9 protein-coding genes are annotated in these 14,647 nt (G+C 64.9%); 2 read left to right on the plus strand and 7 right to left on the minus strand.

The annotated features are described in order from the left end of the window. Positions 1 to 5 precede the first annotated feature (5 nt). Positions 6 to 1,382, plus strand: a complete 1,377-nt coding sequence (gene hglS / locus V3W40_RS05765; protein ID WP_065948186.1) for a 2-oxoadipate dioxygenase/decarboxylase HglS — start codon at positions 6 to 8, stop codon at positions 1,380 to 1,382. Between the two features lie 254 nt (positions 1,383 to 1,636). Here the strand turns inward: hglS and V3W40_RS05770 are convergent, their stop codons facing one another. After that, on the minus strand, positions 1,637 to 1,861 hold the full coding sequence (locus tag V3W40_RS05770; RefSeq protein ID WP_027608652.1) for a DUF465 domain-containing protein: 225 nt from the start codon (positions 1,859 to 1,861) through the stop codon (positions 1,637 to 1,639). A gap of 175 nt (positions 1,862 to 2,036) precedes the next feature. Between V3W40_RS05770 and tkt the strand changes: the two genes are divergently transcribed. Then, positions 2,037 to 4,100 (plus strand): transketolase, encoded by a 2,064-nt coding sequence (tkt, locus tag V3W40_RS05775; protein WP_330214610.1) that lies wholly within the window; start codon positions 2,037 to 2,039, stop codon positions 4,098 to 4,100. 289 nt (positions 4,101 to 4,389) lie between these two features. On the opposite strand, the gene uvrA is transcribed toward tkt, so the two are convergent. The 6 genes from uvrA to lexA all read right to left on the minus strand — a co-directional run bounded on the left by uvrA (position 4,390) and on the right by lexA (position 14,593). After that, positions 4,390 to 6,909 carry an excinuclease ABC subunit UvrA gene (uvrA, locus tag V3W40_RS05780; protein ID WP_330214611.1) on the minus strand — a complete coding sequence of 840 codons (2,520 nt, stop codon included), beginning with the start codon at positions 6,907 to 6,909 and terminating at the stop codon, positions 4,390 to 4,392. Beyond that, a complete protein-coding gene (locus tag V3W40_RS05785; RefSeq protein ID WP_074847018.1) occupies positions 6,906 to 8,618 on the minus strand; it encodes an ATP-binding protein in 1,713 nt (570 codons plus the stop codon). Before V3W40_RS05785 ends, uvrA begins: the two co-directional genes overlap by 4 nt. Positions 8,619 to 8,727: 109 nt before the next feature. Beyond that, on the minus strand, positions 8,728 to 11,799 hold the full coding sequence (locus V3W40_RS05790) for an error-prone DNA polymerase (RefSeq protein WP_330214612.1): 3,072 nt from the start codon (positions 11,797 to 11,799) through the stop codon (positions 8,728 to 8,730). A 139-nt stretch (positions 11,800 to 11,938) separates the two neighbouring features. Further along, the gene (locus V3W40_RS05800; RefSeq protein WP_330214613.1) at positions 11,939 to 13,354 is read right to left on the minus strand and encodes a Y-family DNA polymerase; all 1,416 of its coding nucleotides are present in this window, start codon (positions 13,352 to 13,354) and stop codon (positions 11,939 to 11,941) included. Positions 13,355 to 13,361: 7 nt separating this feature from the next. Further along, positions 13,362 to 13,976 carry a translesion DNA synthesis-associated protein ImuA gene (gene imuA / locus V3W40_RS05805; protein ID WP_330214614.1) on the minus strand — a complete coding sequence of 205 codons (615 nt, stop codon included), beginning with the start codon at positions 13,974 to 13,976 and terminating at the stop codon, positions 13,362 to 13,364. Then, positions 13,976 to 14,593: a transcriptional repressor LexA gene (gene lexA / locus V3W40_RS05810; RefSeq protein ID WP_330214615.1), complete on the minus strand. Its 618-nt coding sequence runs from the start codon at positions 14,591 to 14,593 to the stop codon at positions 13,976 to 13,978. The genes imuA and lexA overlap by 1 nt, the downstream gene beginning before the upstream one ends. Between the last annotated feature and the right edge of the window lie 54 nt (positions 14,594 to 14,647).

Here is a 14,647-nt window from a genome sequence, read left to right on the forward strand (position 1 = left end):
TTTCTATGCACAGCACCGCACATGTCAGCCCCGACGAGATCCGCAAGGGCTTTTCCAAGGCCATGTCCGACATGTACCGAGATGAAGTTCCGCTGTATGGCGCACTGATGGAGCTGGTCGCCGCCACCAACGCCCGCGTACTCGCCAGCGAACCGGGCCTGGCGCAACAGCTGCAACGCACCGGTGAGATCCAGCGCCTGGACATGGAGCGCCATGGCGCCATCCGCCTCGGCACCGCGGCGGAACTGGCGACCATCGGCCGCCTGTTCGCGGTGATGGGCATGCAGCCGGTGGGTTACTACGACCTGACCCCTGCCGGCGTCCCGGTGCATTCCACGGCGTTCCGCGCCGTGCACGAAAGCGCGCTGCAGACCAGCCCGTTTCGCGTGTTTACCTCATTGCTGCGCCTGGAGCTGATCGAAAACCCCGAGCTGCGCGGGTTTGCCGAAACCGCCCTGGCCAAGCGCTCGATATTCACTCCCCGCGCCCTGGCGCTGATCGAACAAGCGGAGAAGGACGGTGGCCTCAACGCTGCGGATGCCGATGAGTTTGTGCGCCAGGCCCTGGAAACCTTCCGCTGGCACCACACCGCGACCGTGACCGCCGCGCAGTACCAGCAACTCAGCGACCAGCACCGCCTGATCGCCGACGTGGTGGCCTTCAAGGGCCCGCACATCAACCACCTGACCCCGCGCACCCTGGACATCGACCAGGTCCAGGCCGCCATGCCCGGCAAGGGCATCACCCCCAAGGCCGTGATCGAAGGGCCGCCCCGCCGCCAGTGCCCGATCCTGTTGCGCCAGACCAGCTTCAAGGCCCTCGACGAACCCATCGCCTTCACCGATGCCCAGGGCAGCCATAGCGCGCGTTTCGGCGAAATCGAACAGCGTGGCGTGGCGCTGACGCCCAAGGGCCGCGCGCTGTACGACCAACTGCTGAATGCCGCGCGCGACGAACTGGGCGCCTTCCCCAACGAGGGCAATGCCGCGCGCTACATGCAGTTGATGGAGCAGCACTTCCAGGCCTTCCCGGATAACCACGGGCAGATGCGTGAGCAGGATCTGGCCTACTTCCGCTACTTCGCCACGGAGAAAGGCCTGGCGGCACGCGGCCAGGCCGATCAACCGCGCACACTGGAGGCACTGGTCGCCGCCGGCCATGTGGCTGTCGAACCCTTGGTGTATGAGGATTTCCTGCCAGTGAGTGCGGCGGGGATTTTCCAGTCGAACCTGGGGGATGGGGCGCAGAGTCACTACGCGGCCAATTCGAACCAGGCCGAATTCGAGAAGGCCCTGGGGCGCACGACTGTCGATGAATTGAAGGTGTATGGCGAGACGCAGCAGCGCTCCATAGATGAATGCACCCGGACACTGCTGGTGTAAAAACGGAGAGTGCCCACCCGGCTCACCGGCGCAATCCTTGCGCCGCAACAGTCCCCAGGGCCGGGCGGGCGGGATCATAGACAGTGGCGTGAATGATGTCCCTAAGACAATCCTGAATAAATACGCTGTGCTTTTTGTAGGAGCGAGCTTGCTCGCGAAAAACTTGAGAACGCCGCGTTAAATCAGAAGAGCTGCGTAATCGTTGACGTTCTTCGCGAGCAAGCTCGCTCCTACCGGTGGGTCAAGATTTTCATTTAACCCAATCGCCCCACAATCTCGTCCTTGACCAACAGGCGTTTCTTCTTCAGCTTCTCCACCTCCTCATCGCTGGCCTTGGCCGATTCCGCCTTCAGCACCTCCCCATCGGCCGCATCGTATTGAGTGAACAGCGAGTCCAGGCGTTTGTCGTTCGCCCTGCGTTCGTGAACGGCTTCCTTGCTCAACCCCAAATCCTGATACAGGTCGTGTTTCACTGGCATGGCGTACCTCCGCATGTTGATCAATGGCTTACCCCCTTGAAGCTAGCCCATTCCAGCCGGTCTTGTCATGTTCAGGGTCAATCCATCCCCGTTCGTCGTGGCGCGGGCAATGGGATCAAACCTTTGCCACACCCAGCCCTCCACTGTAGATCGCCACCCGAGGGAGAACGGTTTCATGACTCATGCTGCCACCGCTGTCGACACCCAATGCATTAACACCCTGCGCACCCTGGCCATGGACGCCGTGCAGAAGGCCAACTCCGGCCACCCCGGCACGCCCATGGGCCTGGCGCCGGTGGGGTATACGCTGTGGAGCCGCTGCCTGCGCTACCACCCCGAGCATCCCGACTGGCCCAACCGTGACCGCTTTGTGTTGTCGGTGGGGCATGCGTCGATGCTGCTGTATTCGCTGCTGCACCTGGCCGGTGTGGTCGAGATCGATGCCCACGGCAAACGTTCGGGGCAACCGGCGATCAGCCTGGACGATATCAAGCAGTTCCGCCAGATGAGTTCCAAGACCCCCGGCCACCCCGAGTACCGCATGACCACCGGTGTGGAAACCACCACCGGGCCGCTGGGCCAGGGCTGCGCCAACAGCGTCGGCATGGCCATGGCCGAACGCTGGCTGGGCAAGCGCTTCAACCGCGACGGCCAGGTGCTGTTCGACTACAACGTCTACACCCTGTGCGGCGACGGCGACATGATGGAGGGCATCAGCAGCGAAGCCGCGTCCATGGCCGGGCACCTGAAGCTGGATAACCTGTGCTGGATCTACGACAACAACACCATCAGCATTGAAGGCCACACCGAGCTGGCCTTCAGCGAAGACGTGATCAAGCGCTTCCAGGCCTATGGCTGGCACACCGTGCACGTCACCGATGCGAATGACTTGCAGGCCTTGAGCGAGGCGCTGAACACCTTCAAGGGCAACACCGGCGCGCCGACCCTGATCGTGGTCGACAGCGTGATCGGCTACGGTTCGCCACACAAACACAACACCGCCGCCGCCCATGGCGAGCCCTTGGGCGATGAAGAGATCCGCCTGACCAAGGCTGCGTATGGCTGGCCGCAGGATTCCAGCTTCCTGGTCCCCGACGAGGCCCGCACGGTGTTGCGTGACGCCCTGCTGGAGCGCAGCCAGCCGTTATATGACGCCTGGCAGCATAGCCTGGCGCAGCTGCAGCAGCACGAGCCGCAACTGGCCGAAGAGCTGCGCCGCATGCGTGCCGGCGAAATGCCGGAGCATTGGCAGGATGACCTGCCCGGTTTCGACCCCGACGCCAAGGGCGTGGCCAGCCGTGCCGCCGGTGGCGAAGTACTGAATGCCTTTGCCCGGCAGATCCCGTGGCTGCTCGGCGGCTCGGCGGACCTGTCGCCCTCGACCAAGACCAACCTCACCTTCGACGGTGCCGGGCGTTTCAGCGCCGACGACTACAGCGGGCGCAACCTGCACTTCGGCATCCGCGAACACGCCATGGGCGCGATTGCCAACGGCATGGCGCTGTCCTACCTGCGGCCGTATACCTCGACGTTCCTGGTGTTCAGCGACTACATGAAGCCGCCGATCCGCCTGGCCGCGATCATGGAGTTGCCGGTGGTGTTCGTCTTCACCCATGACTCGATTGGCGTAGGCGAAGATGGGCCGACCCACCAGCCCATCGAACACCTGACCCAACTGCGCGCCACGCCGGGGTTGCTGACCCTGCGCCCCGGCGACGCGAATGAAACCCTGGAAGTGTGGAAGGTCGCGCTGGCGCAGACCCACCGGCCAAGTTGCGTGGTGCTGTCCCGCCAGCCCCTGCCGACGCTGGATCGTACGAAGTACGCAGCGGCATCGGGGGCGGCCAAGGGCGCCTATGTGCTGGCGAAGGCGGATGATCCTCAGGTGATTCTGCTGGCGAGCGGCAGTGAAGTCAGCCTGGCGGTCGCGGCGTATGAGCAGTTGAAAAACGAAGGGATTGCCGCGCAGGTGGTTTCAATGCCCAGCTGGGAACTGTTCGAAGACCAGGACCAGGCCTACCGCGACAGCGTGTTGCCACCGGCAGTGAAGGCCCGGGTAGTGGTGGAACAGGCCGGGCCACTGGGCTGGGACCGCTATGTCGGCCAGACCGGCGCCAAGGTGGTGATGAACAGCTTCGGCGCGTCGGCGCCGCTGGCGAAGTTGCAGGAGCAGTTCGGGTTTACGGTTGAGAATGTGGTGAAGCAGGCCAGGGCACAGATCAACCTGAACCAATACTGATCAAATGTGGGAGGGGCGGTAAGACGATTCGGCATGAGTATCTACACAACTTCAATAGTGCGTAGCAGCTGCCGAGCGCAAGCGAGGCTGCGTCAGGCGCGCTGCCGATTCAAGCTCGAGTCGCGACCGACGCAGCCTCGCTTGCGCTCGACAGCTGCTACGGATTTGCGCGGTGTTGGATAAGACGGTATCTACGCAGAAGGCTCGCTCAAGCTGTGTAGATACCCATGGCAATTGGGGGCAAGTCGAATCGTCGCACCGCCCCTCCCACATTTGGACCTCATGTTTGTTAAAGCAGCTCTTGAGCGAGAAACGGTGCAGTCCGGCTTTTCTTGTTTTTGGCCACCGTCTGCGGTGTCCCACTGGCAACCACCTTGCCGCCCAGGTCCCCGGCTCCCGGTCCGATGTCGATCACCCAGTCACTCTGGGCCACCACACGCATTTCATGTTCCACCACGACCACCGTATGCCCCCCATCCACCAGTTGATTGAGCTGACTGAGCAGGCGGTCGACATCCCGCGGATGCAGCCCGGTGGTGGGTTCGTCCAACACATACAAGGTCGCGCCACGGGCATTGCGTTGCAGCTCGGTGGCCAGTTTGATGCGTTGCGCTTCGCCGCCGGACAGTTCCGTCGCCGGCTGCCCAAGGCGCAGGTAACCCAGGCCTATATCCCGCAGCACTTGCAGTGAACGCAGTACCCCAGGTTGCTCGGCGAACACCTCCACCGCTTGTTCCACGGTCAGCCCCAGCACCTGGGCGATGCTCAGGCCTTGCCATTTGACGGCCAGGGTTTCAGGGTTGTAGCGCGCGCCGTGGCAGGTCGGGCACGGTGCGTAGACGCTGGGCATGAACAGCAATTCGACGCTGACAAAGCCCTCGCCTTCGCAGTTCGGGCAACGGCCCTTGGCGACGTTGAAGGAGAACTGCCCGGCGTCGTAATCGCGCTTCTTCGCCGCTGGCGTGGCGGCGAACAACTTGCGCACGTTGTCGAACAAACCGGTGTAGGTCGCCAGGTTGGAACGCGGGGTGCGGCCGATGGGTTTCTGGTCCACCTGCACCAGGCGGCGAATGTGCTCCAGGCCGGCACTGATGCGCCCGCCGCTGATTTGCGGGGCGTCGTCTTCCAGGCTCGGCTCTTCGTCGTTTTCCACCCGGCTGCCGAGGCCGCTGCCCACCAGTTCCAGCAGCGCCTGGCTGACCAGGCTGGACTTGCCCGAGCCGGAAATACCGGTGACCGCCGTAAAGCAACCCAACGGGACATCCACGCTCAGGTCCTTGAGGTTATTGCGCGTCACGCCTTCCAGGCTCAGCCAGTTGCTGGGTTCACGGCGCGCCGGGTTCCCAGGGCGCTTGTCGGCGAACAGATAGGCCCGGGTCTGCGACGCCTCAACGTCCGCCAGACCGGCCGGTGGCCCGCTGTACAGCACGTGCCCGCCATGCTCGCCGGCGGCCGGGCCCACATCGATCAGCCAGTCGGCGCGGCGCATGGTTTCCAGGTCATGCTCCACCACAAACAACGAATTGCCCGCCGCTTTCAAGCGTTCGAGCGCGGTGAACAACGCTTCGCCATCTGCCGGATGCAAGCCTGCCGAGGGCTCATCCAGCACATAGATCACGCCGAACAACTGCGAGCCCAATTGCGTGGCCAAGCGCAGGCGCTGCAACTCCCCGGACGACAGGGTCGGCGTGCTGCGCTCCAGGGACAGATAGCCCAACCCCAATTCGATCAAGGTACTGACCCGCTCCAGCAGATCCTCGGCGATGCGCTGGGCCGCCAGGCGTTTTTCCACCGACAGCTTCATCTTGTCCTGCCCCGCCGCCACCGGCCGCAACAACGCGGCCAATTGCATCAATGACAGTTGCGACAACTCGCCAATGTCCACCCCGGCAAACTTCACCGACAGCGCCGCCCGGGTCAGCCGCTTGCCCTCGCACAACGGGCAGGCGCTGCCCTGCATGAACTGCGACACGCGCTTCTTCATCAGCGCGCTTTGGGTGTGGGTGAAGGTGTGCAGGATGTAGCGCCGCGCACCGCTGAAGGTGCCCTGATAGCTAGGCTCCAATTTGCGCTTCAGCGCTTCGCGGGTCTGCTCGGGGGTGAAACCGGCATACACCGGTACGGTGGGGGTTTCTTCGGTGAAGAGGATCCAGTCGCGCTGCTTTTTCGGCAGGTCGCGCCAGGGAACATCCACGTCATAGCCCAGGGTCACGAGAATGTCGCGCAGGTTCTGGCCCTGCCACGCCAGGGGCCAGGACGCCACCGCGCGCTGGCGGATGGTCAGGGACGGATCGGGCACCATCAGCGCCTCGGTCACTTCATACACACGGCCCAGGCCATGGCATTGCGGGCACGCACCCTGGGGCAGGTTCGGCGAAAAGTCCTCGGCATACAGCATCGCCTGTCCCGGCGGGTAGCTGCCGGCACGCGAATACAGCATGCGGATCAGGCTCGACAGGGTGGTCACACTGCCCACTGAGGAACGCGCACTCGGCGTGCCGCGCTGCTGCTGCAACGCCACGGCGGGCGGCAGACCTTCGATGCTGTCGACATCCGGCACGCCGACCTGATCGATCAGGCGCCGTGCATAGGGCGCCACCGATTCGAAATAGCGGCGCTGGGCCTCGGCATACACTGTGGAAAATGCCAGGGACGATTTGCCCGAGCCGGAGACGCCGGTAAACACCACCAGGGCATCCCGGGGAATGTCCACGTCGACGTTCTTCAGGTTGTGTTCGCGGGCGCCGCGCACCTTTACGAATCCAAGGTGCTGGGCAGTGATCGGAGGCATGTTGCGCTGTGACGTCATGAACAACCTTGTCTGGCGGTGAGCACGCTGCGCAGCCGTTGCGTCAGGGCCTCGGGGCTGTAGGGTTTGCTCAGCAAATGAATGTCAGCGCTGAGCAGGTGATTGCTGGAGAGGATGTCGCGGGTGTGCCCCGAGGTGAACAGCACCGCCACCGGCGGCGATTGGACGCGGGCCCACTCGGCCAGGTCAGTGCTTTTGATACGGCCGGGCATCACCACATCGGTGAAGATCAGGTCGGGCCGCACGCCGTCCTGCAAGGCTTGCATCGCGCGGTCGCCGTCTTCGGCGGTCAACACCGTGTAGCCTGCCTGTTCGAGCAGATCCACCACGGTCACCCGCACATCCTCGTTGTCCTCCACCACCAGGATGGTCTCCTGGCCCATGTCGTGGGGCACGGGTTCTGAGTGAGTCTCCTGGACTTCTTCGCCCAGGCTGCGCGGAAAGTACATTTGCACCACGGTGCCCTTGCCCTCCTCGCTCCACACGTCCACATGCCCACCGCTCTGGCGGACAAAACCAAACACCATGCTCAAGCCAAGGCCGGTGCCGTGGCCATCGCGCTTGGTGGTGAAAAACGGCTCGAACACTCGCGACAGGATCGCCGCCGGCATGCCCACGCCAATGTCGGTGACAGCCAGGCGCACATACTCGCCTGGCTTGATGCTTTTGCCGCGGCAATCCTTGGGGTTGAGGATGATGTTTTCGCCGGTGATGCGAATCACGCCTTCGCCTTTCATGGCGTCGCGGGCGTTGATTGCCAGGTTGAGCAGCGCATTTTCCAGCTGGTTGCGATCGACGTTGATGCACCAGGAATCCTGGGGCAACTGCACATCGATATGAATGGTTTCACCCAACGCACGTTGCAGCAGTTCGCCCAGCCCGGCATAGATGCGCTGCGGGTTATACACGGCCGGTGACAACGGTTGGCGCCGGGCAAAGGCCAGCAGTTGCGAGGACAGTTTGGCGCCCCGCTCCACCGCGGCGATGGCCGCCGTGACCCGCCGCTGCACCTGGGCATTCTCCGGTTCATGGCGGGCCAGCAGGTGCAGGTTGCCGGCGATCACTTGCAACAGGTTATTGAAGTCGTGGGCCACGCCACCGGTCAGGCCACCAATGGCTTCGAGCTTTTGCGACTGGCGCAGTTGGTCTTCGGCGGCGGAACGCGCCTGGACTTCGGCGGCCACCCGTTGCTCCAGGTTATGGGTCAGTTCCTGGCGCACGCGTTCGGAATGCACGTGGGCGGTGGTCTCCACCACAATCGCCAGCACGCCGGCCGGTTGCTGGTTATCCCCGGCGACGGGGCTGTAATAAAGATCCAGCCACACCGTTTCCGGCTGGCCGTTGCGCAGCAGTACCAGGTCTTTGTTGTTGAACGACAAGGTGCCGCCGGCCAGGCAGGTGTCCACCACATGGCGGTTGAAGTCGGCGACTTCCGGCCAGCCCAGCTCCACCGGCGTGCCGAGCAAATAAGGATGGCGGCCACCGGCAAACACCGAATAGCTGTCGTTGTAGATCATGTACCCCGCCGGCCCCCAGAGCATCACCATGGGCACGGGGGATGCCAGCATCATCTGCACGGTACAGGCGAGGCTGGTGGACCAGCGGTCAAGGGGTCCCAGGTCGGTGGTTGACCAGTCAAATGCGCGAATGCGCTGGGCCATTTCGCCGGCCCAACCTTCACAGCCGTGGGGGTCGGATAAGAATTGCATCGTTCGGCTCTGCGCAGAGAAAGGACGGTCGCAAAATTTGGAACGTATCAAGGGGCGATGGTTTCATTTTGTATAAATTAGGGGGTAATCATCGCCGGCGCTACCTGCCTCAGTGAAAATCCCGGCTGCGCACCGTGATGCCGTCCAGCAGCGGCGTCAGGTCGGTCAGGCGCCCGGCAATCAGGTGCCGCACCTCGCCCACCGCCTCCCAACGCCCGTCCACCTTGAGCAATCGCGACCCCACCAGGGCCTGGCGCTGACGTTCGGCCAGGTCGCGCCAGACCACCACGTTGAGGTTGCCGAATTCATCTTCGAGGGTGACAAAGGTCACGCCACTGGCCGTGCCGGGGCGCTGGCGACCGGTGACCAGCCCGGCGACGCTGACAGTGCGCCCATGCTCCACCGCCTGCAGTTCATTCGAGCTGCGGCAACGCCGCTTACGCAACTCGGCGCGCAGCAGCGCCAATGGGTGCGGGCCAAGGGTGGTGCCAAGCAGGGCGTAGTCGGCGTGCAGATCCTCGCCCACCGTCGGTTTCGGCAGTTCCACCCGCGCCTCATCGGGGCTGGGCAGACCGGCGAACAAGCCAAGCTGCTTATGCACCCCTGCCACGGCCCAGCGCGCCGTATGCCGGTTGCCGGCCAGGGCACGCAAGGCCCCGGCATCCGCCAGCAACGCCTGGGTGCGCGCATCCAGCCCGGCGCGGGCGTCCAGATCGGCAATATCCCTGAACGCCCGGCGCTGACGTGCGGCTTCGATGCGCCGCCCATCCTCTTCGCGAAACCCCGAGATCATGCGCAACCCCATGCGAATCGCCGGTTGCTGGCCATCGATGGGTTCCAGGCTGCAATCCCAGTCGCTGGCCTGCACATCCACCGGGCGGATCTGCAAGCGATGGCGCCGCGCATCCTGCAGGATCTGGTCCGGGCTGTAGAACCCCATGGGCCAGCTGTTGATCAGCGCACAGGCGAAAGCCGCCGGCTCATGGCACTTGAGCCAGCAACTGGCGTAGGTCAGCAAGGCAAAACTGGCGGCGTGGGACTCGGGGAAACCATAGCTGCCGAAGCCCTTGATCTGTTCGAAGATCTGCGCGGCAAAAGCCTCGGTGTAGCCGTTTTTCAACATGCCGGTGCGCAGGCGTGCTTGATGCGGCTCCAGGCCACCGTGGCGTTTCCAGGCGGCCATGGAACGGCGCAACTGGTCGGCCTCGCCGGGGCTGTAGTCGGCGGCGACCATGGCGATCTGCATCACCTGTTCCTGGAACAGCGGGATGCCCAGGGTGCGCTCCAGCACGGTTTCCAACTCCGGCGACGGGTAAGTCGTGGGTTCTTCCTTGTTCCGCCGGCGCAGGTACGGATGCACCATGCCACCCTGGATCGGCCCGGGGCGCACGATGGCCACCTCGATCACCAGGTCGTAGAATGTTTGCGGCCGCAACCTGGGCAACATCGACATCTGCGCCCGCGACTCGATCTGGAACACGCCAATGGTGTCGGCCTTGCTGATCATCGCGTAGGTGGCCGGATCTTCCTGGGGGATCGTCGCTAGCGACAGGTCACGGCCACGATGGCGGCGCAGCAGATCGAAACAGCGGCGGATCGCGCTGAGCATGCCCAGGGCGAGAATATCCACCTTGAGCAGGCCGACCGCATCGAGGTCATCCTTGTCCCACTGGATGATGGTGCGCTCGGCCATGGCGGCGTTTTCCACCGGCACCAGGGTATCCAGCGGGTATTCGGAAATCACGAAGCCCCCGGGGTGCTGGGACAGGTGACGGGGAAAACCGATCAACTGTTGGGTGAGCGTCAGTACACGGCGCAGGATCGGGCTGTCCGGGTCGAAGCCGCCTTCGCGCAGGCGTTCCAGGGGCGGCGCATCGTCACTCCAGCGCCCGCAGCATTCGGCCAGCGCGTTGATCTGGTCCGGCGGCAAGCCCAGGGCCTTGGCCACATCGCGCACTGCGCCGGCGGCGTGGTAACTGCTGACCACCGCCGTCAGCGCCGCGCGGGTACGGCCATAGCGCTGGAACACGTACTGCAGCACTTCTTCGCGACGTTCGTGCTCGAAGTCGACGTCGATGTCCGGCGGCTCGTTGCGTTCCTCTGACAGGAAGCGCTCAAACAGCGTACTCGTCAGGCTCGGGTCGATCTCGGTGATGCCCAGGGCAAAACACACCGCCGAGTTGGCTGCCGAGCCCCGGCCCTGGCACAGGATCGACCGGCTGCGGGCGAAGCGCACGATGTCGTGCACCGTGAGGAAGTAGCTTTCGTAACCCAGTTTGCTGATCAATGTCAGCTCGTGATGGATCTGCTGCAAGGTCTTGGCGTCGACCCCGTGGGGCCAGCGCCGGGCGATGCCTTCGTCGGTGACGGCGCGCAACCAGGATTCGGCATCGTGGCCCTCGGGCACCAGCTCGCGCGGGTAGTGATAGCGCAACTGGCCAAGATCGAAGCGGCAGCGCTGGGCGATGGCCAGGGTTTCGTCGAGCAGCGCCTGCGGGTACAGCGTGGCCAGGGCGTCGAGGCTGCGCAGATGCCGCTCGCCGTTGGGGTGCAGGCGCGTGCCGGCGTCGGCCACCGGCACGTGATGGCGGATCGCGGTCATGGTGTCTTGCAGGGCGCGGCGGCCACGGGCATGCATATGCACATCGCCGCAGGCCACCGCCGGAATCTGCAGGCTGGCGGCCAGGTGCAGGCGTTGCTCCAGATGCCGCGCATCGTCCTGGCCGCAGTGCAGGTGCACCGCCAGCCACAGGCGTTCGGCGAAGGTACGGCGCAGCCAGTGGATGGAGACCTGGGTGTCGCTGTCTTCGGCGACCCACAGCGCCAGCAGGCCGGGCAACGGCTGCTCGAAGTCTTCCAGCAGCAGGCGGTAGCGACCTTTTTCAGCCCGGCGTCGGGCCACGGTGATCAAGCGGCACAGGTGCTGGTAGCCGCTGAGGTCCTGCACCAGCAGCACCAGTTTCGGGCCGTTTTCGATGCGCACTTCGCTGCCGATAATCAGCGGCAAGCCCACCGCCTTCGCCGCCTGCCAGGCCCGCACGATGCCCGATAAGGTACATTCATCGGTGATCGCCAGGGCGCTGTAGCCCTGGCGCTTGGCCCGCTCGAACAACTCCAGGGCGCTGGAGGCGCCGCGTTGGAAGCTGAAGTTCGACAGGCAGTGCAGCTCGGCATAACTCATGGCCACCGCCGCCTGTAGGAGCGAGCTTGCTCGCGAAGCGCGTTAACGATGACGCGGGAGCCCTGGGTCATCGCGGTGCCCTTAGGTTTTTCGCGAGCAAGCTCGCTCCTACAGAGGGCCGGTTGCAGCCTATGGGGGCTCATGCGAACCAGCCCTGCAGCCACAGCCCATCGCTTTGTCCCACGCAGCGATAGGCCCAGCCTTGCTGGCCGGCGCGGGTCTGGATCAGGTAGTAGTCGCGGCGAATGTCGGCACCGTCCCACCAGCCGGATTCGATGCGCTCCGGGCCCATGAGGATCTGCACGCCCTGCTCGGCCAGCAAGGTCGGTTCGTCAAGCAACCAACCGGGACGCCGCACCTTGCTCAAGGTGGCGCACGGGCTTTTATCCGCCGCCATTTGCCAGGCGCATTCGGGCCGATGGTCGGCATGGAAGCGCAGGCCTTGCACCGCCTCATCCCCCAGGCGTGCACGCAGGCGTTCGCGCAGTTGTTCCCACGGCAGGGTCTGTTGCGGGCGATCGTCGAACAGGTCCTGGCGTTGCGGCACGAACGCCGGCAGGTCCTGGGCCACCAGGCGAAAACCACGCACCGGCGAGGTGACTTGCACGTGCTCCAGGCGCCCACGGGCCAGTTCGAACAGCATCGCCGGCTCACGCTCGGCGCTCAGCAGGCCGACCTTGATCACACTGTCCGGTGCATCGGCATGTTCCAGGTGCAGGTCGAAACGCTGCACGCCACTGTCACGGCCGCAGAGGAACGCCGAGAGGTCGCCGGTCAGACGGCGCAGGGGGAATAACAAGGCCTGGTGGGATTGCACATCGAAATTCAACTCGATGCGCACATCGAACTGGTCCGGCGGCTGATAGAACGCCAGGGCCAACGGCCGTTGCCCGGTCAAGGCATCGAGGTGCTTGAGCAGGCCGGCATCAAAGCGCCGCGCCAGGGTGTGCCGGGGCAACGCCTGCACCTGGGCCAGGGTACGCAGGCCCATGCGCGACAACGCGGTGGCCGCCTGCGGGTCGAGGCCGGCGCGGTCGATGGGCAATGGCGCCAGGGCCTGGAGCAACGCATCCTCATCGGCCACGGCCAGGCCATCGTAGAGATTGGCCAGCACCCGCGCCGCCGCCGGGTTGGGCGCGGCGACGATACGGTGACGAAAGCCCAGCTCGGTCAACTCCTGGCGCAGGCGTGCCTCGAACCGAGGCCAGGGCCCGAACAGGCCCAGGCTCGATTCGATCTCGAACAGCAAGGCACGCGGGTAATACACACTGACCTGGGAGCTGAAGCGGTAGGCCCAGGCGGCGAGAAACTGCTGCCAGCGCTCGATCTCCACGGGGTCGTATTCGGCACTGGCAAAGGTCTTGGCCAGGGCATGGGCGGCCGTCAGCGATTGCCCCGGGCGCAGGCCCAGTGCGCGGGCGGCGTCATTGACGGTTTGCAGCACGCGCCGCTGCGGCGTGCCGGCCAGCAGCGCCAGGGGTTGGTCGGGCTCGGGGTGCAGGCGCTGCACCCCGTCCAGCGCCAATTGCGGGAAGACAATACACACCCAGCGCATGGCAACCTCAGTGCCCCGCCAGTGCAATCGGCGCCGGATGAGCCAAGCCACCCCGGCACTTGAGCACCCGCACCTGGGCAGGTTTGGCCTCGACGGCCAGGCGCAGGGCGGCGGGCGAAGGGTTGATCGCTTCACTCAAGGCGCGCCAGGCAAACGCCAGGGTCTGCCCGGTTTCCGCGGCCACCTGCAAGCGACGCAAGGCGCGGTCATCCGCCTTGTGCGGCCAGCACAGCACCGCGCCGCAACTGCCGGAGCGCAGGCATTGTTCCACCGCCCACAGCACATCCCGCGCCTCGGCCTGGACCACCGACAGCTGGCGCAAATCCACCCCGGCGTTCTGCCATGCGTGGGGGTACGGGGTATAGGGCGGCGCCACCAGCACAATGCGCTCCCCCGCCGCCGATAATCGCGCCAGGGTCGGCAGCACCAGTTGCAGTTCGCCGATACCGTCCCTGGCCATCAGGATTTCGCTCAAGGCCGACTCCGGCCAGCCGCCCGTGGGCAGCACCGCATCCAGCGCCGCCAGCCCCGTAGGCTGCACGCTGGCCGGAGGCGCGACAGGCCGGCCTTTCCAGACGCGGCCGCCATTGAACAGCGTATCCAGTGCAACCACGGCGCCCATCAGCCTTGCCTCACCAGGCCGCAGAACACCCCTTCGATGGCCAGGTCCTGGTCGGGGCCGACCACGATAGGTTCGTATGCGGGGTTACGCGGCAGCAGACGCACACGCTCGCCACTGCGCTCGAAACGCTTGATGGTGACTTCACCGTCCAGGCGCGCCACCACAATCTGCCCGTTCACCGCTTCGGCACTGCGGCGCACACCCACCAGGTCGCCGTCGAGGATGCCGTCCTCGATCATCGAATCGCCTTGCACCCGCAACAGGTAATCCGGGGTTTTCGCGAAAGTGCCGGGGTCGAGTTGCAGGCGGCTGTGCACGTCGGCATCCGCGCCGATGGGCCGGCCTGCCGCCACTCGGCCGAGCACAGGGACATCCAGCCACTCCGGGCGCGGGGGCTGGTTGAGCAAACGAATGCCGCGCGCCTGGTTGGGGTTGACCTCGATGAAACCGGCTTCGGCCAGGGCCACGACGTGCTTGCGTGCGACGCTGCGGGAGGCAAAGCCGAACGCCTCGGCGATCTCGGCGAGGCTGGGGGGTTGGCCTTGCTGCGCGATACGGTCGCGGATGAAGGTCAGGATGGCGGTGCGGCGGGGGGTCAGGGTCGTCATGGAGTACATTTGTACTCCTCTGGGAAATTTCTTACAAGAGCCGGTAGTCGGGGTTGGGGGGTA

The organism is Pseudomonas sp. AM8 (genome assembly GCF_036346475.1).
GTDB classification, from domain to species: Bacteria; Pseudomonadota; Gammaproteobacteria; order Pseudomonadales; family Pseudomonadaceae; genus Aquipseudomonas; species Aquipseudomonas marginalis.

Bases quoted from the DNA above. Each gene is read 5' to 3' on its own strand.
- hglS (WP_065948186.1), top strand. From the start codon at position 6: ATGCACAGCACCGCACATGTCAGCCCCGACGAGATCCGCAAGGGCTTT.
- V3W40_RS05790 (WP_330214612.1), bottom strand. From the start codon at position 11,799: ATGAGTTATGCCGAGCTGCACTGCCTGTCGAACTTCAGCTTCCAACGC.
- tkt (WP_330214610.1), top strand. From the start codon at position 2,037: ATGACTCATGCTGCCACCGCTGTCGACACCCAATGCATTAACACCCTG.
- V3W40_RS05770 (WP_027608652.1), bottom strand. From the start codon at position 1,861: ATGCCAGTGAAACACGACCTGTATCAGGATTTGGGGTTGAGCAAGGAA.
- uvrA (WP_330214611.1), bottom strand. From the start codon at position 6,909: ATGACGTCACAGCGCAACATGCCTCCGATCACTGCCCAGCACCTTGGA.
- lexA (WP_330214615.1), bottom strand. From the start codon at position 14,593: ATGTACTCCATGACGACCCTGACCCCCCGCCGCACCGCCATCCTGACC.
- V3W40_RS05785 (WP_074847018.1), bottom strand. From the start codon at position 8,618: ATGCAATTCTTATCCGACCCCCACGGCTGTGAAGGTTGGGCCGGCGAA.
- V3W40_RS05800 (WP_330214613.1), bottom strand. From the start codon at position 13,354: ATGCGCTGGGTGTGTATTGTCTTCCCGCAATTGGCGCTGGACGGGGTG.
- imuA (WP_330214614.1), bottom strand. From the start codon at position 13,976: ATGGGCGCCGTGGTTGCACTGGATACGCTGTTCAATGGCGGCCGCGTC.